The following is a 26,087-nucleotide window of genomic DNA, read 5'->3' as shown; positions in this document are numbered from 1 at the left end:
GGTCAGGCTCCCGTCGGCAGGAGGCGTGTTTCGAGCCGGGCGATGATGCGTTCGAACAGGGCCGGATCGTGCATCGCGCGCGTCGCCACCAGACCGCCCTGGATCATGGCGACGGCGTCTTCGGCCAGAGGCGCAGCGTTGGCCGGGGACAGGCCGCTGCGCTCCAGAGCCGACGCCAGCGCGTCGCGCCAGGCTGCGAAATACACGTTGATCCGCTCGGCGAAGCGATCCCGCGCATCGCCGAGCGCCAGCGCGCCCACGAGACAGACGCGCTGGCCCGAGCGGAAATACGTCACGGTGTCCGCGAGCATCGCACGGATCGCCTGTGCGGCGTCGGCCTCGTCGCGCAGCGGTTTGAACATCCGCGTCTCGAACCATGCATCGATCTCGTCGAGCACGGCATTGGCCATCTCCTCCTTCCCTCCGGGGAAGAAGTTGTAGAGGCTGCCTTTGCCCAGCTCCGTGCGCTGCCCGATCAGGGACAGGCTCGCGCCCTCGTAGCCGTATTCTCGGAAGACCTCGGCCAGCGCAGGCAAGACGTCCGCGCGGGCCTTCACGGTTCGTGGCATTGCGTGCTCGCTTACAGCCCCAGTTCGGTCAGGCCGGGATGGTCGGCCGGCCGCGGTGCGGAGCGATCCCAGTGGAAGAGCCGCTCGCTCTCCTGGATCGCGATGTCGTTGATGCTGGCATGGCGCACCCGCATCAGGCCGTTCTCGTCGAACTCCCAGTTCTCGTTGCCATAGGCGCGGAACCAGCTGCCGGACGCGCTCCGATACTCGTAGGCGAAGCGTACCGCGATGCGGTTCTCGGAATGAGCCCAGATCTCCTTGATCAGGCGGTAGTCGAACTCGTGCTCCCATTTCCGCTTGAGGAAGTTCACGATGGCCTCGCGGCCCTGGAAGATCATCGACCGGTTCCGCCAACGGCTGTCGACCGTATAGGCCAGGGAGACCTTCTCTGCGTTGCAGCTGTTCCATCCGTCCTCGGCGGCGCGGACCTTCTTGACGGCAGATTCGTAGGTGAAGGGCGGAAGGGGAGGGCGGCTCTCGGACATCGTCGGCTCCTGTCGGCGTTTGTTGTACCGATCAGTACAACATGTACCGTTCGGTACAGACGAGTCGCACGGATGTCAACGGGCTTACGAGGGCCCGCATCGTCAGGCCGTGCCGCGCCATGTTAGGTCGGCGCAGACCGGACGACTGGAAAAGGACAGCCGCGCTCGATGCAGGCCTATCGCTCTCCCGCCACGACGTTCTCGCGGCTCGGCGCCATCGAGGACGCCTCGGGCATCCTCGGCTGGGACATGCAGACGCTGATGCCGGACGGCGCGTCGGACATGCGCGGAGAACAGCTCGCCACGCTGAGCGTGCTCGCCCATGAGATTCTGACCTCGCAGAAGACCGCAGACGCCCTTGCGGAGGCCGAGGAGGAGGTGGCGGCGCTCGGCGAGTGGGAGCGCGCGAACCTGCGCGAGATGCGCCGCACCTATATCCATGCCTCGGCCGTGCCCGGGGATCTCGTCGAGGCGAGCTCCAAGGCCGCGACGCGCTCGGAAATGGCTTGGCGCGAGGCGCGCAAGCAGGGCGACTTCGCCATGCTGGCCCCGCACCTCGCCGAGACGCTGCGGCTTCAGCGACAGATCGGCGAGGCGAAGGGCGCCGTGCTCGGCCTGTCGCCCTACGATGCCCTGCTCGACGGCTACGATCCCGGCATGCGCCAGGCCCGGATCGACGCGCTCTTCGCGACGTTGCGCGCCACGCTGCCGGATCTCCTCGCGCGGGTGCAGGCGCGGCAGGCCGCGCTGGCTCCGGCGGTGCCGCTGCCCGGCCGATTCCCGGTGGAGAGCCAGAAGCAGCTCGGACTGACGCTGATGCGGGCGGCGGGCTTCGATTTCGAGCGCGGCCGGCTCGATGTCAGCCTGCACCCGTTCTGCGGAGGTGCCACCGACGATGTCCGCATCACCACCCGCTACGACGAGGCCGACGCCACTCGCGCCCTGATGGGCGTGATGCATGAGACCGGCCATGCACTCTACGAGCAGGGCCGTCCCGCTGCCTGGCGCCATCAGCCGGTGAGCCAGGCTCGCGGCATGAGCCTGCATGAGAGCCAGTCGCTGCTCATCGAGATGCAGGCCTGCCGCAGCCGCGAGTTCGTGGACTTCCTGGCGCCGCGCCTGCGCGAGGCCTTCGGCGGCGACGGGGCCGCCTGGGAGGCCGACAACGTCTATCGCCTCTACACGCGGGTCGAGCCGGGCTTCATCCGCGTCGACGCCGACGAAGTGACCTACCCAGCCCACATCCTGCTCCGCTACGAGCTCGAGACGGCGATGGTCGCGGGCGATCTCACGGTGGCCGACCTGCCGGGTGCCTTCAACGAGGGCATGAAACGGCTGCTCGGCCTCACCGTGACGAACGACCGGGAAGGCTGCCTGCAGGACATCCACTGGCCCGGCGGCAGCTTCGGCTATTTCCCGACCTACACCCTCGGTGCGATGGGCGCGGCGCAGCTCTTCGCGGCGGCCTGCGAGGCGCTGCCCGGCATCCGGCCGGCCTTGGCACAGGGCGATTTTTCGGGGCTGTGCGGCTGGCTGCGCGAGAATGTCCACGCCAAGGGCAGCCTGCTCCAAACCGACGAATTGTTCGTCGCCGCCACCGGCAAGCCGCTCGGCGCCGAGGATTTTCTGGCGCATCTCGAGCGGCGCTATGCCGCCGACGCTGCCGTGGCCTGACGTCCTGGAGGTCTCTTGGCGGTGGACCGGCAGGGCGGTTGCTTGTACGCAGCCGGCCCTCCCGAGAAACCGGCCTGAGACCCTTCGCGCATGGCAGCCTGCGGCCTCGATTTCGGCACGTCCAACACCACGCTCGGCCTCGCCTCGGCCGGGCGTCCCTCGCTGCTGCCGCTCGAAGGCGCGCATCGGACCATCCCGAGTGCGATCTTCTTCAGCCCGCGCCACGAGGCCGTCATCGGCCGCGCGGCCATCGAGGCCTATGTCGAGGGCACGCCGGGCCGGCTGATGCGCAGCCTGAAATCGGTGCTGGGCTCCAGCCTGATCGAGGAGAGCACACCGGTCGGTCGCGAGCGCCTGCGCTTCCGTGAAGTCATCGCCCGCTATCTCGCCGCAGTGAAAGCGCGGGCCGAAGCGGCCGGCGGCGTCGAACTCGACACGGTGGTGCATGGCCGTCCGGTCCACTTCGTCGACGGCGACGAGGCCGGCGACCGCAAGGCCGAAGACACCCTGCGCGCCATCGCCGGAGAGGTCGGCTTCCGCCACGTCCGCTTCCAGTACGAGCCGATCGCCGCGGCCCTCGATTACGAGCAATCCGTCGTGCGCGAGGAGATCGCGCTGATCGCCGATATCGGCGGCGGCACTTCGGACTTTTCCATCGTCCGGCTTTCGCCGGAGCGCCACCGCCGGACCGAGCGTGCCGAGGACATCCTGGCCAATGACGGCGTGCGCATCGGCGGCACGGATTTCGATCGGAGGCTGAGCCTCGGCACGGTGATGCCGCTGATGGGCCTCGGCACCCAAATGAAGCGCGCCGATCTCCTGGTCCCGACCAGCTATTTCCACGACCTCGCCACCTGGTCGTCCATCAACCGGCTCTACGACCGCAAGGTGCTGCGCGAGCTCGACGAGGTCGCGCGCGACGCGGCGCGGCCGGAGCTGATCGAGCGGCTGCGCCATGTGGTCGAGGCGGAGCGCGGCCACAGCCTCGCCATTGCCGTGGAGGGAGCAAAGATCGCCGCGTCGGACACGGATTCCGGCACCATCGATCTCGCCTGGATCGAGTCGGGGCTCGCGGTCGACGTCGACCGTGGCGGTCTGGCGCGTCACACCAGCGAGCTGGCCGAGCGCATCGCCGCGCGGATCGCGCGCTGCCTGATCCAGGCCGGGCTCGCCGCGGGCGACATCGACGCGATCTTCCTCACCGGCGGCTCGACTGGCCTGCCGCATGTGCGCGCCGCGCTCTGCGCCTGCGTGCCAGAGGCGCGCGTCGTCGACGGCGACACCTTCGGCTCGGTGGGCGTCGGTCTGGCGATCGAGGCGGCGCGGCAGTTCGGGCCGGTGAAGGCCAAGTCGCGCGCGGCCGTGGGCTGAGCCTCAGCCGGCCGCGGCGCGTTCCAGCGCGGCGATGTCGAGCTTCACCATGCCCATCATCGCATCCATCGCGCGCTTGGCCTTGGCGCGATCGGGATCATCGAACAACTCGAACATCCGGGCCGGCACGATCTGCCAGGAGAGGCCGTAGCGATCCTTCAGCCAGCCGCAGCGCGAGGCCTGGCCGCCGTCGAGGAGCTTGTCCCAGAGATCGTCGACCTCGGCCTGGTCGTCGCAGGTCACCATGAACGAGACGGCCTCGGTGAACTTGAAATGCGGGCCGCCATTGATCGCGGTGAAGCGCTGGCCTTCGAGCTCCCACGAGGTGGCGAGCGCCTTTCGCTTGGGTTCGTCGCCGACCATCATTCGATGCCCGCTCTTCGAATTGGCAAAGACCGAGCAGTAGAAGGCCATGGCCTCCTCGGCTTGGGAATCGAACCAGAGACACGGCGTAATGGTGGGCATGACGGGCTCCCTCGGGTGTTTCCCTGCCGAGGACGCGCGAACTTAACCGCTGCCGACATGGGGCAGCGCGAATTTTCGCGGGTGCTCGGAACGCGTTGCCGCGCGCTGATCGCTTCCCGCACCCGCGAGGGGATGCTAGCAGCGAGCGATGACGGGAAGACCTCCACAACGCGGCGGGGCCGGTAAGGGCGCGGGCAACCGCGGCCCTCGCCCCGGCACCGCATGGCCGAAGCGCGAGGGCACAGGCCCGCGCACCTCGGCGCTCGATGCGGCGCGCCGCGCTGCGCGCAATCGCGGGGAGGACGCCTCCGAGCGCTCGCCTTGGGATGGCCCGGCCGAGGCCGCCAAGCCCGCGAAAGCGCCCCCCAAGCCGATCTCCGGCTTTGCGAAGTCAGCCGCCGCGCCGGCGAAGCCCCGCACCTCTACTCAACGGCCGCTGGCCAAGGCCGGTCCCGGCAGCTTCGCCGAACCCGTCACGCGCAAGAAAGCCGATGCCGGCAGTCGCCCGTCCGCGCCTCCTGCGGAGGGTCCGACACGCCGCGAGCAGCGGGCCGCTGCCTCCGCGACGCTCGCCTCCGGTGTGCAGACCCTGACGGTCGAGGAGGACGAGGCCGGGATGCGGATCGACCGCTTCCTGACCACGCGGTTCCCCCAACTGCCCTTCACCCGCGTGCAGAGCATCGTCCGCAAGGGCGAACTTCGTGTCGACGGAAAGCGGATGAAGCCGAACGACCGGCTCGAGCCCGGCATGAACGTCCGGGTTCCGCCGCTCAAGCTCGAGGAGCCGACCGAGCGTCCGCGCAATGCGGCCCGCGAGGCGAACGATGCCGAGTTCCTGCGTTCGCTGATCCTCTACGAGGATGCGGACATGATGATCCTGAACAAGCCGATCGGCCTCGCGGTGCAGGGCGGCTCCGGCACCGTGCGTCACGTCGACGGCCTGCTCGAGGCGCTGACGGGCAAGGACGGGCAGAAGCCGCGCCTCGTCCACCGGCTCGACAAGGACACGGCCGGCTGCCTGATCATCGCCAAGACGCGGCTCGCGGCGGCCACGCTCGCGAAGAGCTTCCGCTCGCGCGCAGCCCGGAAGATCTACTGGGCGCTCGCCGCCGGTGTGCCGCGCACCCGCCAGGGACGCATCTCGACCTACCTCGCCAAGGACGAGCCCACCGATGCGGATGCCCGCATGAAGGTGGTCAGCCACGGTGATGACGGGGCGAGCCATGCGCTGACCTACTATGCCGTCGTCGACCAGGCGGCGCAGAAGCTCGCCTGGCTCTCGCTGAAGCCAGTGACCGGACGGACGCACCAGTTGCGCGCGCATGCCGCCCATATCGGCCACCCCATCGTCGGCGACCCGAAATATTTCGATGTCGAGAACTGGGAGCTGCCCGGCGGCATCCAGAACCGGCTGCATCTGCTCGCTCGCCGGATCGTCATCCCGCATCCGCGCACGGGGGTGCCGGTGGACGTCAGTGCGCCGCTGCCGCCGCACATGTCGCAAAGCTGGAACCTCCTCGGCTTCGAGACCGGACGCTACGATCCGATCGTCGAGGCTCCCGAAAGCTGAGCATAGGGAACCGTGAGGCCGCTCCGACCTCGCTTGCGCCTTGGCAAAGGCGGCTTGGGGCTTATTCTCTGATGGCCCGATCGACAGCGGTGCGCCGGCCCTGCCGCCGCACCCGCGTGGGTTGGCCAGCGTAGCCGCACCGGAAGAGCCGTATCGATGAGGGTTGTGACCTTGATGTGCCTCGCCCTCGCCGGGCTCGTCGGCGTTGGCGGTTTCGGTACGCCGGTTCTCGCGCGCGGAACGAGCGCGCAGCCACAATCCACGCCCACTCAGCAGGGGGGCGCCGCCGCGACTCAGCCCGGTACCGCCCCCGTCGCTCCGACCACGGCGGCCCGGGCCGGCGCGTCCCCGGGTCTCCGGGGCGCGGAGAAGCGCCGCCGGTCCTATGCGAGCTGCAACCGGGAATCGCATAACCGCAGCCTGCGCGGAGGCGCGCGCCGCCGCTTCCTCATCCGATGCAAGCTCGGCTACGAGCGTCGCCGTCCGGGGCAGGCGCCGACGGGCCAGGCCGCACAGCCGCAGACGCCGCCCCAGCCGATGGCGCGTCCCAACCCGCCGCAGAACCAGGCGCCGGCAAAGCCCGCTGCGCCGCAGCCGCAGACTCAGCCGCAACAGCCGGTGAAGCGGCCATGACACTCGACCTGGCGAGATCGGGCGCGGCGCCGCCGTGGTGACGCTCGTCGTTTTCGATGTCGACGGGACGCTCGTCGACAGCCAGCACCTCATCGTCGAGGCCCAGGCCCGCGCCTTCGCCGAGCACGGGCTGATCGCACCGAACCGCAAGGAGGCGCTCTCGGTCGTCGGGCTGTCCCTGCCTGAGGCGTTCAAGAGGCTAGTGGGTGAGGCGGGGCCGATCGAGGCCCTGTCCGACAGCTACCGGCGGGCGTTCCAGGCCCTGCGGATCGACCCGGCCTACGAGGAGCCCCTGTTTCCCGGCATGGGGGAACTGGTCGAGGCGCTGCATGCGCGCGCCGATGTCAGACTCGGGATCGCCACGGGGAAGTCGCGGCGCGGGGTGGACCACCTCGTCGACAAGCATGGCTGGAACGACTGGTTCACCACCATCCAGACCGCCGACGACGCTCCCTCGAAGCCCGATCCGGCGATGCTGCGGCTCGCCATGGCGGAGGCCGATACCAGCCCGAGTCGAACGGTGATGATCGGCGATACCACCTACGACATGATCATGGCCAAGAGCGCGGGTGTCGCGGCGATCGGGGTCGCCTGGGGCTACCACCCGACGGGGGCGCTGTTCGGTGCAGGCGCCGTCACCGTTGTGGAGAGCGCGGCGGCCCTCGCCGACCTCATCGCGCGGCCCCTCGATCAATCCTCGCGCTCCCTGGCCGATCAGATCGCGGACCACTGACGGCGTGGCGCCGAGCTACGAATTCGCCTAAGGGCGGCCCATGACCGACCCGAAGAACGACGTCACCCGGGACTGGCTCGGCGAGCCCGGCGAGGTACGGCCGCCCGACCCGCACGCGATCGCCCGCGGGCACGGCAAGCCCACCCTGCCGAAGCGCTTCTACAAGAAGGCCGGCTTCGACGAGGCCGAAGGCGGCTTCCGTCTCACTCTCGACGGCCGCCCGGCCCGAACCCCGGCGCGAAATCTCCTGCTGTTGCCGATCCGGGCGCTGGCCGAGCGTGTCGCTGCCGAATGGCAGGCGCAGGCCGAGGTGATCGATCCGGCGCGGATGCCGCTGACGCGGCTCGCCAATTCCGCGATCGACGGTGTGGCCGACCGCCGCGAGGAGGTCGCCGAGGATCTCGGTGCCTATGCAGGAACCGATCTCGTCGCCTATCGCGCGGGCGATCCGCCGCGCCTCGTCGTTGCGCAGGCGGAAGCCTGGGATCCGATCGTCGCCTGGGCGCGGGACAACCTCGGTGTCCGCCTGGTGCTGTCCGAGGGTGTGATGCACGTCACCCAGCCGGAGGAGACGATCGCTGCCTTGCGTGCGCAGATCGGCAAAGTCGACGGGCCGTTCCGGCTCGCGGCGCTCCACACCATGACGACGCTGACGGGCTCACTGCTCATCGCGCTCGCCGTCCTGCACGGGCGGCTCACGGCCGAGCAGGCCTGGGCTGCCGCCCATGTCGACGAGATCTTCCAGGCGAGCGTCTGGGGACAGGACGCGGATGCAGAGGCACGGCTTCAGGCGAGGAAGGCCGAATTCGAGGCCGCGGCTGCAACAGCTACTCTGTCCTAGCTGACGAGCACCCAATACATCGCGACCGTCGCCAATGAGCCGACCAGGGCGAGGCCGAATAATCTCGGGCTGCTGACGTCGGGGACAGTATCGACGGTCTCGGTATGTGGAGCCATGGGAGCCTCCTCCAGATTCCAGACAACGTTTCGAACTGGATTGCGGTTCAATGTCGTTGTGATTTGTCGGGAAGACTGAAGCGCGTGCTGCGGCGCACTTCGGGAGATTTGTCGATGAAACTTGCGGCGACGTCGCGACTTATCTTCCGGCAGGCAAGCGTAAGCATACGCTGCCGTGAGCTAGACGACGATGATCGACACGCGCCACCTTCTCCCGCCGGATCGCGGCCCGCGCTCCAACCCCGTCCTGCACGGGATTGCAGAAGCGATCGCCAAGCTGTTCCCGCTGATCGCGCCGGCCGCCACGACCGAGGATCAAGCGGCGGAGACGACGTCGGCTGCCGAGTCTGTGGAGGCATCGTCCGAGGGCACGACGGAGGCCACGAAAGCCGGGTGAAGGGCCGGCGCCGCGCTATGGCCCCATTTTTCGCGAGACTGGCCGTACCGGAACCACAGAGTCGCCCTGCATGTCTTTTCTCCACGAGTTGCCGGTGACGGAACTCATCGCGTCCTACGGCTACCTCGCAATTTTCTTCGTCATCATGCTCGAAAGCGCCGGCGTTCCGCTGCCGGGCGAGACGATTCTGATCTCGTCGGCGGTCTATGCCGGAAGCACGGGCAACCTGAACATCGTTCTGATCGTGTCGGCTGCTGCAGCCGCCGCCATCATCGGCGACAATCTCGGCTATTGGGTCGGTCGTCGCTGGGGCATGCCGCTGTTGCTCAAGCACGGCCATATGATCGCGCTCGACCATGGCCGGCTGAAGCTCGGGCAGTACCTGTTCCGCGAGCATGGCGGCGCGATCGTGTTCTTCGGCCGCTTTACCGCGATGCTGCGTGCCTATGCGGCCGTGCTCGCCGGCGTGAACAAGCTCGATGCGCGCCGCTTCATGATCTGGAACGGTCTCGGCGGCGTGGCCTGGGCCTCGATCATGGGGTTCGGCGCCTATTCCTGCGGGCGCTCGATCGAGCACATCGTTGGCCCGATCGGCCTCGCGCTCCTTGCCTTCGTGATCTTCGGAGGTCTCGCGCTCTGGCTGTTCATGCGCCGCCACGAGCAGCGGCTGCTGGTGAAGGCCGAAGCAGCCATCCCCGGTCCGCTCACCGCCTGAGCCTTCATCGACCCACGGAATAAGAAAGGCCCGCCGCAGGGATGCGGCGGGCCTTTCTGCATTTGAGGGATGCTCGGCGGTTCAGTCGCCGGCCAGCACCAGTGCCCAATAGCGCTTGTAGCGGCTGCCCGGCGCGTCGACGCGGGCGATGCCGATGCGCCGAGCCTGGGGCATCAGCATGTTGCTGTTATGCGCCGGCGACGCCTTCCAGCGGCCGAGCACCTGGTCGAAGGTTTCCGACCCGGCGCTGAGATTCTCTGCGGCATAGCGGCGGCCGAACCCAGCGCTCGCCATGCGCGATTCGAAGCTGCCGCCGTTCTCGTGGCTGAGCTGGCCCGCTCGCGCATTCGCGGCGGCCTCGTAGGAAGCGGCCTTGATCAGGCTGGAATCGAGCACGACCGGGCCGAGGCCATGCTGCGCGCGATAGCTCGAAATCGCGGCCGCGGCGGCCTGTTCGTTGAGGATGACGGGGCTGACCGGTCCGACGCCGTCGAGCATCGGTGTCCCGGTGCCGCAGCCGGCGAGCGCGAGGGTGGCCAGCGCCGTCACGGCGGCGAGCGAGCGGGCAGTTTTCGAAAGAGGCATGACGGCTTGCGCGGAAAGGGGAATCGCAGCGCAGGCAGTCGTGTCAGGGTGAGGCGAAAGCGGGGCGCAAGGCGGCTGAGCGTGACTTGCGATGCGGGTGTGACGGTTGAGTCACGCTTTGGAATGTCGAGAGATGGTCCGCCAAATGCGTCCATCGGACCTGCTCCGAGCAGGTCTGGCATGCATTCCAACAGTGAGAAGGATAAAACTCTGGCGCGGGCGACGGGGCTCGAACCCGCGACCTCCGGCGTGACAGGCCGGCACTCTAACCAACTGAGCTACGCCCGCGTAAGGCACGCCGGCGCATCTGCTGCTCGGCGACGGCCGGGGTTTAGGGGCGCGCGACCGTTGCTGTCAAGGCGCTCCGAGCCGGAGTGGAGAGAGTTTTTGACGGGACGCTTTGTCGGCCACGCATGGCGACAGCAGGAGCCGACTCTACGCCCGTTGCGCGTGTGCCGTTTCGCCCCACTGACCCCTGCGGGCACTGACACAGGTTACATCCATCACCTTTCGTTTGTGCGGCGCGGAACGCCCTTGTTTCACCGGGGGGGCTCGTCTAAGCCTCCGCCGTGCTCAGACTGGAATTGATCAATTCCAGAGCGCCGCGCCCGCGCGGGGTGAGCAAAGTCGGTTTCGCCGGGATTCGGAGGTGTCGCATGACGGGGCTGCTGGCGGATTATCTGCCGCTCATCGTCTTCATCGGCGTCTCGCTGTTCATCGCCGTCGCGCTGCTCGTGGCACCGTTCCTGGTGGCCTACTCGGCCCCCGACCCGGAGAAGCTCTCGGCCTACGAGTGCGGCTTCAACGCCTTCGACGACGCCCGCATGAAGTTCGACGTGCGGTTCTACCTCGTCGCGATCCTGTTCATCATCTTCGATCTCGAAGTCGCCTTCCTGTTCCCCTGGGCGATCACGTTCGGCGAACTCGGCTGGTTCGGGTTCTGGTCGATGATGGTGTTCCTCGGCGTGCTCACCGTCGGCTTCATCTACGAATGGCGGAAGGGAGCGCTCGAGTGGGACTGAGCGACCGCCCGTATCCGCATCACGATCAGAGGCGCACATGGCCCTGAACCCGACATTCGACCGCGTCCCGGAAGTCGCGCCGGCGCCGAAGGGGATCATCGATCCCAATACCGGCCGTCCGATCGGCGCGAACGATCCGACCTTCCTGTCGATCAACGACGAGCTGGCCGATCGCGGCTTCATCGTCACCTCGGCCGACGAGCTCATCAACTGGGCCCGCACCGGCTCGCTGATGTGGATGACCTTCGGCCTGGCCTGCTGCGCCGTCGAGATGATGCAGATGTCGATGCCGCGCTACGATTGCGAGCGCTTCGGCTTCGCGCCGCGCGGCTCGCCGCGCCAGTCCGACGTGATGATCGTCGCCGGCACGCTCACCAACAAGATGGCTCCCGCCCTCCGCAAGGTCTACGACCAGATGCCGGAGCCGCGCTACGTCATCTCGATGGGCTCGTGCGCCAATGGCGGCGGCTACTATCACTATTCCTACTCGGTTGTGCGCGGCTGTGACCGGGTCGTCCCGGTCGACATCTACGTGCCGGGCTGCCCGCCCACGGCCGAGGCGCTGCTCTACGGCGTGCTTCTTCTCCAGAAGAAGATCCGCCGTCTCGGCACGATCGAGCGGTGAGCAGCATGGCAGAGCCCGTCACCACCAACGGCATCACGCTGCGCTCGACCATCGAGGTCGCGCAGGGTGACGCGGCGCTGAAGGCCATGGCCGAGCGCATCGGCGCGGCTCTCGGCCCCGCCGTCACGGAGGCCAAGATCGCCTTCGGCGAGCTGACGCTGACCGTGCAGGGCTCGGACATCGCCTACGCGCTGACCTATCTGCGCGACGATCCGAACTGCTCGTTCCGCTGCTTCATCGACATCTGCGGCGCGGACTATCCCGAGCGCGATCGCCGGTTCGACGTCGTCTATCACCTGCTCTCGCTGCGCCATAACGCGCGCATCCGCGTGAAGGTGCTGACCGACGAGACCACGCCGGTGCCCTCGGTGATCTCGGTCTTCCCGTCCGCGAACTGGTACGAGCGCGAGACCTACGACCTCTACGGCATCCTGTTCTCGGGCCATCCGGACCTGCGCCGGATGCTGACCGATTACGGCTTCGAGGGGCACCCGCTCCGCAAGGACTTCCCGCTCACCGGCTTCGTCGAGGTCCGCTACGACCAGGACGAGGGCCGCGTGGTCTACGAGCCGGTCAAGCTCGTGCAGGAGTTCCGCAATTTCGACTTCCTGTCTCCCTGGGAGGGCACCGACTACGTGCTGCCGGGGGACGAGAAGAAGTCGAGCTGAGGTCGCAGGATGGCTGAGCACAACATCCGCAATTTCGCGATCAACTTCGGCCCGCAGCACCCGGCCGCGCACGGCGTGCTGCGCCTGGTGCTGGAGCTCGATGGCGAGGTGGTCGAGCGCGTCGACCCGCATATCGGCCTGCTCCATCGCGGCACCGAGAAGCTGATCGAGCACAAGACCTACCTGCAGGCGACGCCCTATTTCGACCGGCTCGACTACGTCGCGCCGATGAACCAGGAGCACGCCTTCTGCCTCGCGATCGAGCGGCTGGCCGGCATCACCGTGCCGCGCCGGGCGCAACTGATCCGCGTCCTGTTCTGTGAGATCGGGCGGCTGCTCTCGCACCTCCTCAACGTCACCACGCAGGCGATGGACGTCGGCGCGCTCACGCCTCCACTCTGGGGCTTCGAGGAGCGCGAGAAGCTGATGATCTTCTACGAGCGCGCATCCGGCGCTCGTCTGCATGCCAACTACTTCCGCCCGGGCGGCGTTCACCAGGACCTGCCGCCGGCGCTGATCGACGACATCGAGGCGTTCTGCGACCCGTTCCTGCAGGTGGTCGACGATCTCGACGACCTCGTCATGGCCAACCGCATCTTCAAGCAGCGCAACGTCGATATCGGCATCGTCACGCAGGACGAGGCCATGGCCTGGGGCTTCTCGGGCGTGATGGTGCGCGGCTCGGGGATTCCGTGGGACCTGCGCAAGTCGCAGCCCTACGAGTGCTACGACGAGATGGATTTCGACATCCCCGTGGGAAAGAACGGCGACACCTACGATCGCCAGGTCATCCGCATGGAAGAGATGCGGGAATCCGTGAAGATCATGAAGCAGTGCGTGGCCAAGCTGCGTGAGCCGGCCGGGCAGGGCTCGATCGCCGCCGTCGACGGCAAGTTCGCGCCGCCGCCGCGCCGGGAGATGAAGCGCTCGATGGAAGCGCTCATCCACCACTTCAAGCTCTACACCGAGGGCTTCCACGTGCCGGCCGGCGAGGTCTACGCCGCGGTCGAGGCGCCCAAGGGCGAGTTCGGCGTCTATCTCGTCGCCGACGGCACCAACAAACCCTACCGCTGCAAGATCCGCGCTCCAGGCTTCGCCCACCTTCAGGCGATGGACTGGATGTGCCGCGGCCACCTCCTCGCCGACGTGTCCTGCGTGCTCGGCACGCTCGACATCGTGTTCGGCGAAGTGGACCGCTGAGAGGACAGCCGAGACGTCATGGCGAACCGCAGGCTAGCCCCCGCCGCCGAACAGCCCGAGAGCTTCGCGTTCTCTCCCGAGAACGCGGATTGGGCCCGCGGCCAGATCGAGAAGTATCCGGAAGGCCGCCAGGCCTCGGCCGTGATTCCGCTGCTCTGGAAGGCGCAGGAGCAGAATGGCGGCTGGCTCCCGCAGAAGGCCATCGAGGCCGTCGCCGACCAGCTCGGCATGCCGCATATCCGCGTGCTCGAGGTCGCGACCTTCTACACGATGTTCGCCCTGGAGCCGGTCGGCCGGTTCTGGATCCAGCTCTGTGGCACGGTGCCGTGCGACAGCTGCGGCGCGCGTGAGCTCAAGCAGACCCTGCATGACCGCCTCGGGCCGCAGGGCCATGTCTCGGCGGACGGCAATTTCTCCTGGCTCGAAGTCGAGTGCCTCGGCGCCTGCTGCAATGCGCCGATGGTCCAGATCAACCAGGACTACTATGAGGACCTGACCCCTCAGAGCCTCAACACGCTGATGGACGATCTCGCCGCGGGTCGCCCGGTGAAGATCGGGTCGCAGACCGGCCGCACCTCCTCGGAGCCCAAGGATTCGATCAACACCCTGACCGATCCGACCCTGTTCGACGGATCGCGCGTCGGCGCGTGGCGCAAGCGCTTCGAGCAGACTCAGGGTGGCGACGACAAGGGCGACGCGGCGGTCAAGAAGGACGAGGCCGCCTCGACGGAAGCCCGCGCCAAGGACGATCCCAAGCCGGCGCAGCCGGATGCGGGCCGCGCCACCGAGAGCCCGGCCGTCGACGCTCCCGCTCAACGCGCGGCTGGCGGCGAGACCCCCGTCAAGGCCGATGGCAAAGGCACCCCCGGCGTCTCGCCGGCCTCGCCGCAGGTCGCCGATCAGGTCGGCGCCCCGAAGATCTCCGACGGCGCCGCCAAGACCGCTGCCGACAAGGAAGCGGTCGAGGACGACGTCACGCTGCGCACCGAGCCGCCGCAACAGCCGGTCGCTTCCGGCGCGGACGATGCGGTGCACGAAGAGCAGAGCCCCGAGGAGCGGGCCAATGCGGCCGGCACGCGTCCCACGGGCATCGAGGCGGCGCGCGACAACCGGCCCGACGACCTCACCAAGATCAAGGGCATCGGCCCCGTGAACAACCGCCGCCTGAACGATCTCGGCGTCTGGCATTTCGACCAGATCGCAGCGTGGTCCGCGCCGGAGATCGCCTGGGTCGGCGCGTATCTCGCCTTCCCGGGCCGCATCGACCGCGAAGACTGGGTCGGCCAGGCGGCCGTTCTCGCCGGAAAGAAGGGCTGAGGCCATGCTCTCCGATCAGGATCGCATCTTCACCAACCTCTACGGCCTGCACTCGCCGGATCTCGACGCGGCGAAGAAGCGTGGCGCCTGGGACGGCACCAAGTTCCTGCTCGAAATGGGCCGGGACTGGATCATCGACGAGATGAAGGGTTCGGGTCTGCGCGGTCGAGGCGGCGCGGGCTTCCCGACCGGCCTCAAGTGGTCCTTCATGCCCAAGAAGTCCGATGGGCGCCCGCACTACCTCGTCGTCAATGCCGACGAGTCCGAGCCGGGCACCTGCAAGGACCGGGAGATCATGCGGCACGACCCGCATCTCCTGATCGAGGGCTGCATGCTTGCCTCCTTCGCGATGGGCGCCCATGCCTGCTACGTCTATCTGCGAGGTGAATACGTCGCCGAGAAGTTCGCGCTGCAGCGCGCGGTGGACGAGGCCTACGAGGCCCGGCTCGTCGGCAAGGACAACATCCACGGCTATCCGTTCGACATCTACGTCCATCACGGTGCCGGCGCCTACATCTGCGGGGAAGAGACGGCGCTGATCGAGAGCCTCGAGGGCAAGAAGGGCATGCCGCGGCTGAAGCCGCCATTCCCGGCCAATATGGGCCTGTACGGCTGCCCCACGACCGTCAACAATGTCGAGTCGATCGCCGTCGCCGGGACCATCCTGCGTCGTGGCGGCGCCTGGTTTGCGGGCCTCGGCGGCAAGAACAACACCGGCACCAAGCTGTTCTGCGTCTCGGGGCACGTCAACACGCCGTGCAACGTCGAAGAGGAGATGGGCATCACCTTCCGTGAGCTCATCGACAAGCATTGCGGCGGCATGCGCGGCGGCTGGGACAACCTGCTCTGCTCGATCCCCGGTGGCTCCTCGGTGCCGCTGGTGCCGGCCGAGCAGATCATCGACGCCAAGATGGATTTCGACACCCTGCGCAACCTCGGCTCCGGCCTCGGCACCGCGGCAGTGATCGTGCTCGACAAGTCCACCGACATCGTCTCGGCGATCACGCGCATCTCGTACTTCTACAAGCACGAGAGCTGCGGCCAGTGCACGCCGTGCCGCGAGGGCACCGGTTGGATGTGGCGCGTCCTGCAGCGCATGTCCGCCGGCCGCGCTCAGAAGCGCGAGATCGACATGCTGTTCGAGGTCACCAAGCAGATCGAGGGACACACGATCTGCGCGCTCGGCGATGCCGCGGCCTGGCCCGTCCAGGGCCTGATCCGGCATTTCCGCCCCGAGATCGAGAAGCGCATCGACCAGTACAGCGCCAACCCGCATTCCGATGCCGTCCCGATGGCGGCGGAGTGAGGACGATGCTGCGCGACCATTCCGAGATGACCCGATGACAAAGCTTCTCGTCGACGGCACCGAGGTCGATGTTCCGGCCGAATTCACCCTCCTGCAGGCCTGTGAGGTCGCGGGTGCGGAGATCCCGCGCTTCTGCTTCCACGAGCGCCTGTCCATCGCCGGCAATTGCCGGATGTGCCTCGTCGAGCTGAAGGGCGCGCCGAAGCCCGTCGCCTCCTGTGCCTATGCGGTGAAGGATTGCCGTCCTGGCCCGAACGGTGAGCCGCCGGAGGTGCTGACGCGCTCCGGCCTCACCAAGAAGGCCCGCGAGGGGGTGATGGAGTTCCTCCTCATCAACCACCCGCTCGATTGCCCGATCTGCGACCAGGGCGGCCATTGCGACCTGCAGGACCAGGCCATGGCCTACGGCGTCGACTCGACGCGCTACAAGGAAAACAAGCGCGCGGTCGAAGAGAAGTACATCGGCCCGCTGGTGCGCACGGCGATGAACCGCTGCATCCACTGCACCCGCTGCGTGCGCTTCCTTGCGGAAGTCGCCGGCGTGCCGGATCTCGGCGCCATCGGCCGCGGCGAGGACATGGAGATCACGAGCTACCTCGAGAACGCCATGGGCTCGGAGCTCCAGGGCAACGTCGCCGACCTCTGCCCCGTGGGCGCGCTGGTGCCGAAGCCCCAGAGCTACAACAACCGCCCCTGGGAGCTGACCAAGACCGATTCCATCGACGTGATGGATGCCGTCGGCTCGGCGATCCGCGTGGACGTGCGCGGCCGCGAGGTCATGCAGATCAATCCGCGCGTCAACGAAGAGATCAACGAGGAGTGGATCTCCGACAAGACCCGTCAGATCGTCGACGGCCTGCGCATGCAGCGCCTCGATCGTCCCTTCGTGCGCGAGAACGGCCGCCTGCGCCCGGCCTCATGGGGTGAGGCCTTCTCGGCCATCGCCGCCAAGATGAAGGACGCCGACCCGAAGAAGATCGGCGCCGTCGTCGGCGATCTCGCCGGTGTCGAGGAGATCTTCGCACTCAAGGAGCTGATGGGCTCGCTGGGCACGCCGAATATCGATAGCCGCCAGGGTGGCGAAAAGATCGATCCCGTCTGGGGCCGCGCCGCATACACCTTCAACCCGACCATTCCGGGCATCGAAGAGGCCGACGCGATCCTGCTCGTCGGCACCAATCCGCGCCTTGAGGCCTCGCTTCTGAACGTCCGTATCCGCAAGCGCTGGCGCATGGCGCCGCTCGCGGTTGGCGTCATCGGAGAAGAGGTCGATCTGACCTATCCGCACCTCTATCTCGGCGCCGGGCCGGAGACGCTGTCAGACCTCGCCGCCGGCAAGCACAGCTTCGCCGAGACCCTGTCGAAGGCCGAGCGGCCGCTCGTCATCATCGGCAGCGCCGCCCTGTCGCGCGCCGATGGTGCCGCGGTCCTCGCCGCCGCCGCCGCGCTGGCCAAGAGCGTCGGCGCGGTGAAGCCCGAGTGGAACGGCTTCGCCGTCCTGCATTCGGCTGCCGCTCGCGTCGGCGCGCTCGATCTCGGCTTCGTGCCGGGCGAGGGCGGTCTCGACTTCGCCGGCATCACTGCGCCGGGCGCCCTCGACGTGGTGTTCAACCTCGGCGCCGACGAAGTCGAGGTCGGGGCAGGGGCCTTCGTGATCTACCAGGGCACGCATGGCGACCGTGGCGCGATGCGTGCCGACGTGATCCTGCCGGGCGCCGCCTATACCGAGAAATCCGCGACCTACGTGAACACGGAAGGCCGCGTGCAGATGACCAACCGCGCCGGCTTCCCGCCGGGCGATGCTCGCGAGGACTGGGCGATCCTGCGCGCCCTGTCGGACGTGCTCGGCCACAAGCTGCCCTTCGACTCGCTCGTTGCCCTGCGCCGCGCGCTCTACGCCGCGCATCCGCATCTTGCTGGAGTCGATGCGGTCGAGACGGCCGACGTCGTGAAGGCGGTCGATGCGCTGGCCGGACTCGGCGGAAGCCTCGGCAAGGATGCCTTCGGTCCTGCCTTCGCCGACTTCTTCATGACGAACCCCATCGCCCGCGCCTCGCGCGTGATGGCGGAATGTTCGAGCGTCGCCCACGGGCGCACGCTCCAGGCGGCCGAGTGAGGACCCCATGACCTTCTGGGAAACCGTCGGCCTCGTCGCCCTGACCGCGCTGAAGAGCCTCGTTCTGCTCTCGGCGCTGCTGGTCTTCATCGCCTACGCGCTGCTCGCCGACCGCAAGATCTGGGCGGCGGTGCAGCTCCGCCGCGGCCCGAACGTCGTCGGCCCCTTCGGCCTGTTCCAGTCCTTCGCCGACCTGATCAAGTTCGTGATCAAGGAGCCGGTAATCCCGGCCGGCGCCAACAAGGCGATCTTCCTGCTCGCGCCGATGGTCTTCGCCACCCTGGCGCTGGCGAGCTGGGCGGTGATCCCGCTCGCCGATGGCTGGGCCATCGCCGACATCAATGTCGGCATCACCTACATCTTCGCGATCTCGTCGCTCGGCGTGTACGGCGTCATCATGGGCGGCTGGGCGTCGAACTCGAAATACGCCTTCCTCGGCGCCCTGCGCTCGGCCGCGCAGATGATCTCCTACGAGGTCTCGCTCGGCTTCGTGATCATCTGCGTGCTGCTCTGCGCCGGCTCGTTGAACCTCTCGCGCATCGTCATGGCGCAGGACACCTCACTCGGCCTGTTCGGCTGGTACTGGTTCTGGCTGTTCCCGATGTTCGTGGTGTTCTTCATCTCGGCTTTGGCCGAGACGAACCGCCCGCCCTTCGACCTGCCCGAAGCCGAATCGGAGCTCGTGGCCGGTTACATGGTCGAGTACTCCTCGACGCCCTACCTGCTGTTCATGCTCGGCGAGTACGTGGCGATCATGACCATGTGCGCGCTCGGAACCGTGCTGTTCCTCGGCGGCTGGCTCTCGCCGATTCCCTTCGCGCCCTTCACCTGGGTGCCGGGCCTGATCTGGTTCGCGCTGAAGGCGAGCTTCCTGTTCTTCATGATCGCCATGGTGAAGGCCATGGTGCCCCGCTACCGCTACGACCAGCTCATGCGGCTCGGCTGGAAGGTCTTCCTTCCGCTCTCGCTCGTCTCGGTCGTCGTCGTCGCCTTCGTCCTCAAGCTCACCGGCCTCGCGCCGGGGGCATGACCGCAGAAGTATTGGAGATCCGAGCATGAAGCTCGATCAGGTCGCCAGAGGTCTCCTGCTGAGGGAGTTCGTGTCGGGGTTCATCCTCGCCATGAAGTACTTCTTCAAGCCGAAGGCCACGATCAACTACCCGTTCGAGATGGGCCATCGCGGCCCTCGCTTCCGGGGGGAGCACGCCCTGCGCCGCTACCCCAACGGCGAGGAGCGCTGCATCGCCTGCAAGCTCTGCGAGGCGATCTGCCCGGCCCAGGCCATCACCATCGAGGCTGGCCCGCGCCGCAACGACGGCACGCGCCGCACCACCCGTTACGACATCGATATGGTGAAGTGCATCTATTGCGGCATGTGCCAGGAGGCCTGCCCGGTGGACGCCATCGTCGAGGGTCCGAACTCCGAGTTCTCCGTCGAGACCCGCGAGGAGCTGCTCTACGACAAGCAGAAGCTCCTCGATAACGGCGATCGCTGGGAGCGCGAGATCGCGCGCAACATCGCGATCGACGCGCCTTACCGCTGATGCATGGCGGCGCGCCGGTTGTGCGCCGCAGACCCGAGTTTTATAGACGGCCCGCTTCCCGCAGGCCGTTGGCTTCAAGGCAGAAGGAGCCGCTGTTTCAGCGGCTGACCTGATCACCGCATGACTGCAGCCGCCGCCTTCTTCTACCTGTTCGCAGGCTTCGCGATCGCCAGCGGATTCATGGTGATCGCCGCGCGCAATCCCGTGACCTCGGTGCTGTTCCTGATCCTCGCCTTCGTGAACGCGGCGGGGCTCTTCGTGCTGATGGGCGCCGAGTTCCTCGCGATGATCCTGGTGGTCGTCTACGTCGGCGCGGTCGCGGTTCTCTTCCTGTTCGTCGTGATGATGCTCGACGTGGATTTCGCGGCGCTTCGTCAGGGCTTCCAGCAATACCTGCCGATCGGCGGATTGATCGGCGCCATCTTCGCCATCGAGCTGATTCTGGTGGTCGGTTCCTGGGCGATCGATCCGGGCATCGTGCGCACCCCGATCGGCCAGACTGCCGCGAGCGAGGGCCTGACCAACACCCAGGCGCTCGGCCGCGTGCTCTACACCGATTACGCCTACTTCTTTCAGATCGCCGGGCTGGTGCTGCTCGTCGCGATGATCGGCGCCATCGTGCTGACCCTGCGCGACCGGCCGGGCGTCAAGCGCCAGAATATCGCCGTCCAGAACGCACGCACGCAGGCCATGGCCGTGGAGACGCGCAAGGTGCCCTCCCGTCAGGGCGTGGAGGTCTAAGCATCATGATCGGCCTCAGCCACTACCTCACGGTTGCCGCGATCCTGTTCACGCTCGGCGTGCTCGGCATCTTCATCAATCGCAAGAACGTCATCGTCATTCTGATGTCGGTCGAGCTGATCCTGCTCGCCGTGAACATCAACCTGGTGGCGTTCTCGACCCATCTCGACGACATCACCGGCCAGGTCTTCGCGCTGTTCGTGCTGACCGTGGCCGCGGCGGAGGCCGCCATCGGCCTGGCCATCCTGGTCGTCTTCTTCCGGAACCGCGGCTCCATCGCCGTCGAGGACGTGAGCATGATGAAAGGCTGACCCGCCCCGGTCGCCCCTTCGTCCGCCTGCTGCGAGGCCGCACAGAACCATGTATCACGCCATCGTCTTCTTCCCCCTGATCGGCGCCATCATCGCCGGCCTGTTCGGCCGCTATATCGGCGCGCGGCTCAGCGAGTACGTGACGACGAGCTGTCTCGCCTTCGCCTGCCTGCTCGCCTGGGGCGCGTTCTTCCTGGTGACCGGCGACCATGGTCATGCCGAGCGTGTGCAGGTCGCGCAGTGGTTCTCGGCCGGTGATCTCACCGTCGACTGGGCCTTCAAGGTCGATACGCTGACCTGCGTGATGCTGGTCGTTGTCACCACCGTCTCGACGCTCGTGCACCTCTACTCTGTCGGCTACATGGAGGAGGATCCGCACCGGCCGCGCTTCTTCGCCTACCTGTCGCTGTTTACCTTCGCCATGCTGATGCTGGTGACGGCCGACAACCTCGTTCAGATGTTCTTCGGCTGGGAGGGTGTCGGTCTCGCCTCCTACCTGCTGATCGGCTTCTGGTACGAAAAGCCTTCTGCCAATGCCGCCGCGATGAAGGCCTTCATCGTCAACCGCGTCGGCGATTTCGGCTTCTCGCTCGGCATCTTCCTGGTCTTCGTGCTGACTGGCTCGGTCTCCTTCGATGCGATCTTCGCGAACGCGCCGGAGCTGAAGGACGCGACCTTCCACTTCCTCGGCTACGACTGGAACGCCCTGACGCTGACCTGCCTGCTGCTCTTCATGGGCGCCATGGGCAAGTCGGCGCAGTTCCTGCTGCACACCTGGCTGCCGGACGCGATGGAAGGCCCGACCCCGGTCTCCGCGCTCATCCATGCCGCCACCATGGTGACGGCCGGCGTGTTCATGGTCGCCCGGCTCTCGCCGCTCTTCGAGCTGGCGCCCGTCGCCCTCTCGGTGGTGACGGTGATCGGCGGCATCACCGCTTTCTTCGCGGCGACCGTCGGCCTCGTGCAGAACGACATCAAGCGGGTCATTGCTTATTCGACCTGCTCGCAGCTCGGCTACATGTTCGTGGCGCTTGGCGTTGGCGCCTATTCGGCCGGCGTGTTCCACCTCTTCACCCACGCCTTCTTCAAGGCGCTGCTGTTCCTCGGAGCCGGCTCGGTCATCCACGCGATGCACCACGAGCAGGACATGCGGCACATGGGGGCGCTGCGGAAATTCATCCCCTTCACCACGGCGATGATGACGATCGGCACCCTCGCGCTGATCGGCTTCCCCTTCACGGCAGGCTACTACTCGAAGGATGCGATCATCGAGGCGGCCTACATGTCCGACCGCCCGGGCCACGTTCTGGCGTTCCTCGCCACCGTGATCGCCGCGCTGATGACCTCGTTCTACTCCTGGCGCCTGTTCTTCATGACCTTCGAAGGCCCCGCGCGCTGGGCCACGCAGCACGGCGCCCATGGGCATGACGACCACGCCCATGACGACCATGCTCACGCCGATGCGCATGGTCACGCAGCCGCTGCGCATGATGACCATGCCCATGACGATCACGGCCATGGTCACGATCACACGCCGCACGAGAGCCCGATCGTGATGACGCTGCCGCTGGCGATCCTCGCCTTCGGCGCGCTCTTCGCCGGCCTGATCTTCAAGGATCGCTTCATCGGGCACGACATGGACGCGTTCTGGGGACATGCCCTGGCGCATTCCGCAGACCACATCATGCACAAGATCCACGAGGCGCCGACCTGGGTCTCGCTCTCGCCGGCCATCATGCTGACCTTGGGCTTCGTGCTGGCTTTCTGGATGTATATCCGCCGGCCGGAACTGCCTGGTCAGTTGGCCAAGCAGCAGCCGACTCTGTACCAATTCCTGCTCAACAAGTGGTACTTCGACGAGATCTACGACGCGATCTTCGTCCGCCCGGCCAAGAAGTTCGGTCTCTTCCTCTGGAAGGAAGGTGACGGCCGGATCATCGACGGGATGGGCCCCGACGGCATCTCGGCTCGCGTCGTCGACGTCACCCGCGGCGTCGTGCGGCTGCAGACCGGCTACGTCTACCACTACGCCTTCGTCATGCTGGTCGGCGTCGCCGGCCTCATCACTTGGTACATGCTGACCGGCGTTGCCGGGGGAGCCCATTGATGCTCGGCCTCGGGATCCTCTCCGGCCTCCTGATCGTCCCGCTCTGCGGCGCGGCCTTCATCCTCACCCTCGGTGAGGAGACCGAAGCCGTGAAGCGCAATGCCCGCTGGGCCGCGCTGATCACGACGATCGTCACCTTCCTGCTCTCGCTGGCTGCCTGGTCGCGCTACGACATCGCGAGCCCGAGCTTCCAGCTCGTCGAGACCCACGGCTGGCTCGCCGAGACCATCAAGTTCAAGCTCGGCGTCGACGGCTTCTCGATGCCGCTGATCCTGCTGACGACCTTCCTGATGCCGTTCTGCATCGGGGCGTCGTGGCGCTCGATCGACACCCGCGTGAAGGAATATTTTGTCGCCTTCCTCGTCCTCGAGACGACGATGATCGGCGTGTTCTGCGCCCTCGACCTGGTGCTGTTCTACCTGTTCTTCGAGGCAGGCCTGATCCCGATGTTCCTGATCATCGGCATCTGGGGCGGCAAGCGGCGCATCTACGCGAGCTTCAAGTTCTTCCTCTACACGCTGCTCGGCTCGGTGCTGATGCTGCTCGCCATCATGGCGATGTACTGGCAGGCCGGCACCACCGACATTCCGACGCTGCTGACGCACCGTTTCCCGGTCCACATGCAGACCTGGCTGTGGCTCGCCTTCTTCGCCTCCTTCGCGGTGAAGATGCCGATGTGGCCGGTTCATACCTGGCTGCCCGACGCGCACGTCGAGGCGCCGACGGCGGGCTCGGTGATCCTGGCCGGCATCCTGCTGAAGATGGGCGGATACGGCTTCATCCGGATCTCGCTGCCGATGCTGCCGGATGCCTCGGCCTATTTCGCGAACTTCGTATTCGCCCTCTCGGTGATCGCGATCATCTTCACCTCGCTCACCGCGATGATGCAGACCGACATCAAGAAGCTGATCGCCTACTCGTCCGTGGCGCATATGGGCTTCGTGACGCTCGGCCTGTTCACGCTGAACGAGCAGGGCATCCAGGGCGCCCTGTTCCTGATGATCTCGCACGGCATCGTGTCGGGCGCGCTCTTCCTCTGCGTCGGCGTGGTCTACGACCGGATGCACACCCGCGAGATCGCGGCCTATGGCGGCCTCGTGAAGCGCATGCCGCTCTACGCGGCGGCGATGATGGTCTTCACCATGGCCAATGTCGGCCTGCCGGGCACGTCGGGCTTCGTCGGCGAGTTCCTGTCGATGATGGGTGCCTTCAAGGCCAACCCGATGGTCGCCTTCTTCTCGGTCTTCGGCATCATCCTCTCGGCCGGCTACGCGCTCTGGCTCTATGCCCGCGTGATCTACGGGAAGCTCGAGAAGCCGAACCTCCAGGGCATCCTGGATCTGGATCTGCGCGAAAAGATCATCATCGCGCCGCTGGTCGCGCTGACGATCTGGTACGGCGTTCATCCCTCGCCCGTGCTCGACGCCTTCGCGCCCTCTACCGAGGCGCTGATGACCAGCATGAAGACATCCCTGTCCAACACGCAGGCCGCCGAGCGCGCGGCCGCGGGCAAGGCCGAGATCGCCGCGCGATGACCCATCTTCATTCCGTGATGCCGACCATCGGCCCGCTGCTGCCCGAGATCATGATGGCTCTCGGGGCGATGGCGCTCCTGATGTACGGCGCCTTCCGCGGCGAGCGCTCGACCGAGGGCGTGAATGTCGGCGCCTTGATCCTGCTGATCCTGACCTTCTTCGTGGTTGTCTCCGGCCACGGCAAGATCACGACGCTGTCGGGCGCGTTCATCTCCGACAACTTCTCGCGGATCATGAAGGCGTTGATCCTGATCGGATCGGCCGCGACGATCCTGCTGTCGCGCGACTACTTCCAGCGCGAGCGCATCGACCGGTTCGAATATCCGGTGATGATCCTGCTTTGCACGATCGGCATGATGGTCATGGCCTCGGCCAACGACCTGATCTCGCTCTATCTCGGCCTCGAGCTGCAGTCGCTGGCCGCCTACGTCATCGCCGCCTTCCACCGCGACGACGTGAAGTCGACCGAAGCCGGCCTGAAGTACTTTGTGCTCGGCGCTCTGTCCTCAGGCATGCTGCTCTATGGCGCTTCGCTGGTCTACGGCTTCACCGGCACCGTCTCCTTCCCGGGCATCGTCACCGCGCTGAGCAGCGACTCGACGGGCCTCGGCATCGTGCTCGGCATCGTGTTCATCGCGGCCGGTGTCTGCTTCAAGCTCGCCGCCGTGCCGTTCCACATGTGGACGCCCGACGTCTACGAGGGCTCGCCGACACCGGTGACGGCCTTCTTCGCCTCGGCACCGAAGATGGCCGCCATGGCCATGACGGTGCGCGTCTTCATCGGCGCCTTCCCGGACGTCACCGCGATCTGGCAGCAGATCATCATCTTCGTCTCGATTGCCTCGATGGCGCTCGGCTCCTTCGCCGCGATCGGCCAGAAGAACATCAAGCGACTGCTCGCCTATTCCTCCATCGGCAATGTCGGCTACGCGCTGATCGGTCTCGCGGCCGGCACCGAGGAGGGCGTGCGCGGCGTCATCGTCTACATGCTGATCTATCTGGCGATGACGCTGGGCGGTTTCGCGGTGCTGCTCGCGCTGCGTCGCAAGAACCAGATGTTCGAGACGATCGACGACCTGTCGGGCCTCTCGCGTACCCATCCCTGGCTGGCCTTCTGCCTCGCCGCGATGATGTTCTCGCTGGCCGGCGTCCCGCCGCTCGCGGGCTTCTTCGGGAAGTTCTACGTGTTCGCCGCCGCCATCAAGGCGGGGCTCGTGACGACGGCGGTGATCGGCGTGGTGACGAGCGTGGTCGGCGCCTTCTACTACCTGCGCGTCGTCAAGGTGATGTACTTCGACGAGCCGCGCGACGCCTACGAGCCGATGCCTCCGGGCATCCGCATCGTGCTCGGCCTGTCGAGCGCCCTCGTGGTGCTGTTCTTCCTGGTGCCGGCGCCCCTCGTGGCCGCTGCGGGTGCGGCTGCGAAGTCACTGTTCTGAGC

At 66.9% G+C, this 26,087-nt stretch carries 26 protein-coding genes and 1 tRNA gene; 22 read left to right on the top strand and 5 right to left on the bottom strand.

The window, feature by feature from the left end:
- Positions 1 to 2: 2 nt before the first annotated feature.
- Both HCU64_RS10630 and HCU64_RS10625 read right to left on the bottom strand, forming a co-directional pair.
- Positions 3 to 569, bottom strand: coding sequence for a TetR/AcrR family transcriptional regulator (locus tag HCU64_RS10630; RefSeq protein WP_233383837.1), 567 nt, complete (start codon positions 567 to 569; stop codon positions 3 to 5).
- An 11-nt stretch (positions 570 to 580) separates the two neighbouring features.
- Complete coding sequence (locus tag HCU64_RS10625) at positions 581 to 1,054, bottom strand: nuclear transport factor 2 family protein (RefSeq protein WP_233383835.1); 474 nt, start codon at positions 1,052 to 1,054, stop codon at positions 581 to 583.
- A 168-nt stretch (positions 1,055 to 1,222) separates the two neighbouring features.
- Between HCU64_RS10625 and HCU64_RS10620 the strand changes: the two genes are divergently transcribed.
- Together HCU64_RS10620 and HCU64_RS10615 are read left to right on the top strand one after the other, a co-directional pair.
- On the top strand, positions 1,223 to 2,728 hold the full coding sequence (locus tag HCU64_RS10620; protein ID WP_233383833.1) for a carboxypeptidase M32: 1,506 nt from the start codon (positions 1,223 to 1,225) through the stop codon (positions 2,726 to 2,728).
- Positions 2,729 to 2,818: 90 nt separating this feature from the next.
- Positions 2,819 to 4,099, top strand: a complete 1,281-nt coding sequence (locus tag HCU64_RS10615) for an Hsp70 family protein (protein WP_233383832.1) — start codon at positions 2,819 to 2,821, stop codon at positions 4,097 to 4,099.
- A gap of 3 nt (positions 4,100 to 4,102) precedes the next feature.
- On the opposite strand, the gene HCU64_RS10610 is transcribed toward HCU64_RS10615, so the two are convergent.
- Positions 4,103 to 4,564 carry a VOC family protein gene (locus tag HCU64_RS10610; protein ID WP_233383831.1) on the bottom strand — a complete coding sequence of 154 codons (462 nt, stop codon included), beginning with the start codon at positions 4,562 to 4,564 and terminating at the stop codon, positions 4,103 to 4,105.
- A gap of 148 nt (positions 4,565 to 4,712) precedes the next feature.
- On the opposite strand from HCU64_RS10610, the gene HCU64_RS10605 reads away from it, so the two are divergent.
- The 6 genes from HCU64_RS10605 (at position 4,713) to HCU64_RS10580 (ending at position 9,569) form a co-directional block, all read left to right on the top strand.
- Positions 4,713 to 6,134: an RluA family pseudouridine synthase gene (locus tag HCU64_RS10605; protein WP_233383830.1), complete on the top strand. Its 1,422-nt coding sequence runs from the start codon at positions 4,713 to 4,715 to the stop codon at positions 6,132 to 6,134.
- Between the two features lie 156 nt (positions 6,135 to 6,290).
- Entirely contained in the window at positions 6,291 to 6,767 is a 477-nt protein-coding gene (locus tag HCU64_RS10600; RefSeq protein WP_233383829.1) for a hypothetical protein, read from the top strand.
- A gap of 34 nt (positions 6,768 to 6,801) precedes the next feature.
- Positions 6,802 to 7,500, top strand: coding sequence for an HAD-IA family hydrolase (locus HCU64_RS10595; protein ID WP_233383828.1), 699 nt, complete (start codon positions 6,802 to 6,804; stop codon positions 7,498 to 7,500).
- A gap of 40 nt (positions 7,501 to 7,540) precedes the next feature.
- On the top strand, positions 7,541 to 8,341 hold the full coding sequence (locus HCU64_RS10590) for an ATP12 family chaperone protein (protein WP_233383827.1): 801 nt from the start codon (positions 7,541 to 7,543) through the stop codon (positions 8,339 to 8,341).
- A gap of 306 nt (positions 8,342 to 8,647) precedes the next feature.
- Complete coding sequence (locus tag HCU64_RS10585) at positions 8,648 to 8,854, top strand: hypothetical protein (protein WP_233383826.1); 207 nt, start codon at positions 8,648 to 8,650, stop codon at positions 8,852 to 8,854.
- Positions 8,855 to 8,924: 70 nt separating this feature from the next.
- Entirely contained in the window at positions 8,925 to 9,569 is a 645-nt protein-coding gene (locus tag HCU64_RS10580) for a DedA family protein (RefSeq protein ID WP_233383825.1), read from the top strand.
- Between the two features lie 81 nt (positions 9,570 to 9,650).
- Here HCU64_RS10580 and HCU64_RS10575 read toward each other — a convergent pair whose 3' ends face one another.
- The gene (locus HCU64_RS10575; RefSeq protein WP_233383824.1) at positions 9,651 to 10,154 is read right to left on the bottom strand and encodes a CAP domain-containing protein; all 504 of its coding nucleotides are present in this window, start codon (positions 10,152 to 10,154) and stop codon (positions 9,651 to 9,653) included.
- 211 nt (positions 10,155 to 10,365) lie between these two features.
- Positions 10,366 to 10,442, bottom strand: a tRNA-Asp gene (locus HCU64_RS10570).
- 368 nt (positions 10,443 to 10,810) lie between these two features.
- Between HCU64_RS10570 and HCU64_RS10565 the strand changes: the two genes are divergently transcribed.
- The 14 genes from HCU64_RS10565 (at position 10,811) to nuoN (ending at position 26,085) form a co-directional block, all read left to right on the top strand.
- On the top strand, positions 10,811 to 11,176 hold the full coding sequence (locus HCU64_RS10565; RefSeq protein WP_147044803.1) for an NADH-quinone oxidoreductase subunit A: 366 nt from the start codon (positions 10,811 to 10,813) through the stop codon (positions 11,174 to 11,176).
- A gap of 37 nt (positions 11,177 to 11,213) precedes the next feature.
- Positions 11,214 to 11,801, top strand: a complete 588-nt coding sequence (locus HCU64_RS10560; RefSeq protein WP_233383823.1) for a NuoB/complex I 20 kDa subunit family protein — start codon at positions 11,214 to 11,216, stop codon at positions 11,799 to 11,801.
- A 5-nt stretch (positions 11,802 to 11,806) separates the two neighbouring features.
- Positions 11,807 to 12,469 (top strand): NADH-quinone oxidoreductase subunit C, encoded by a 663-nt coding sequence (locus HCU64_RS10555; RefSeq protein ID WP_233383822.1) that lies wholly within the window; start codon positions 11,807 to 11,809, stop codon positions 12,467 to 12,469.
- 9 nt (positions 12,470 to 12,478) lie between these two features.
- Positions 12,479 to 13,669, top strand: coding sequence for an NADH-quinone oxidoreductase subunit D (locus HCU64_RS10550; RefSeq protein WP_233383821.1), 1,191 nt, complete (start codon positions 12,479 to 12,481; stop codon positions 13,667 to 13,669).
- A gap of 18 nt (positions 13,670 to 13,687) precedes the next feature.
- Positions 13,688 to 14,986, top strand: a complete 1,299-nt coding sequence (gene nuoE, locus HCU64_RS10545) for an NADH-quinone oxidoreductase subunit NuoE (protein ID WP_233383820.1) — start codon at positions 13,688 to 13,690, stop codon at positions 14,984 to 14,986.
- A gap of 4 nt (positions 14,987 to 14,990) precedes the next feature.
- A complete protein-coding gene (gene nuoF / locus HCU64_RS10540) occupies positions 14,991 to 16,292 on the top strand; it encodes an NADH-quinone oxidoreductase subunit NuoF (RefSeq protein ID WP_233383819.1) in 1,302 nt (433 codons plus the stop codon).
- Positions 16,293 to 16,326: 34 nt separating this feature from the next.
- Positions 16,327 to 18,408, top strand: a complete 2,082-nt coding sequence (nuoG, locus tag HCU64_RS10535; RefSeq protein WP_233383818.1) for an NADH-quinone oxidoreductase subunit NuoG — start codon at positions 16,327 to 16,329, stop codon at positions 18,406 to 18,408.
- Positions 18,409 to 18,415: 7 nt separating this feature from the next.
- Positions 18,416 to 19,438 carry an NADH-quinone oxidoreductase subunit NuoH gene (nuoH, locus tag HCU64_RS10530; RefSeq protein WP_183502732.1) on the top strand — a complete coding sequence of 341 codons (1,023 nt, stop codon included), beginning with the start codon at positions 18,416 to 18,418 and terminating at the stop codon, positions 19,436 to 19,438.
- 25 nt (positions 19,439 to 19,463) lie between these two features.
- Complete coding sequence (gene nuoI, locus HCU64_RS10525) at positions 19,464 to 19,952, top strand: NADH-quinone oxidoreductase subunit NuoI (RefSeq protein WP_183502730.1); 489 nt, start codon at positions 19,464 to 19,466, stop codon at positions 19,950 to 19,952.
- 120 nt (positions 19,953 to 20,072) lie between these two features.
- Positions 20,073 to 20,693: an NADH-quinone oxidoreductase subunit J gene (locus tag HCU64_RS10520; RefSeq protein ID WP_183502728.1), complete on the top strand. Its 621-nt coding sequence runs from the start codon at positions 20,073 to 20,075 to the stop codon at positions 20,691 to 20,693.
- A 2-nt stretch (positions 20,694 to 20,695) separates the two neighbouring features.
- Positions 20,696 to 21,004, top strand: coding sequence for an NADH-quinone oxidoreductase subunit NuoK (nuoK, locus tag HCU64_RS10515; RefSeq protein ID WP_183503545.1), 309 nt, complete (start codon positions 20,696 to 20,698; stop codon positions 21,002 to 21,004).
- Positions 21,005 to 21,053: 49 nt separating this feature from the next.
- A complete protein-coding gene (gene nuoL, locus HCU64_RS10510; RefSeq protein WP_233383816.1) occupies positions 21,054 to 23,111 on the top strand; it encodes an NADH-quinone oxidoreductase subunit L in 2,058 nt (685 codons plus the stop codon).
- Positions 23,111 to 24,646 (top strand): NADH-quinone oxidoreductase subunit M, encoded by a 1,536-nt coding sequence (locus tag HCU64_RS10505; protein ID WP_233383814.1) that lies wholly within the window; start codon positions 23,111 to 23,113, stop codon positions 24,644 to 24,646. Before nuoL ends, HCU64_RS10505 begins: the two co-directional genes overlap by 1 nt.
- Entirely contained in the window at positions 24,643 to 26,085 is a 1,443-nt protein-coding gene (gene nuoN, locus HCU64_RS10500; RefSeq protein ID WP_233383812.1) for an NADH-quinone oxidoreductase subunit NuoN, read from the top strand. The genes HCU64_RS10505 and nuoN overlap by 4 nt, the downstream gene beginning before the upstream one ends.
- Positions 26,086 to 26,087: the final 2 nt, after the last annotated feature.

Source organism: Methylobacterium sp. C25 (genome assembly GCF_021352225.1).
Taxonomy (GTDB): Bacteria; Pseudomonadota; Alphaproteobacteria; order Rhizobiales; family Beijerinckiaceae; genus Methylobacterium.
This window is presented reverse-complemented; position numbering and strand designations above follow the sequence as displayed.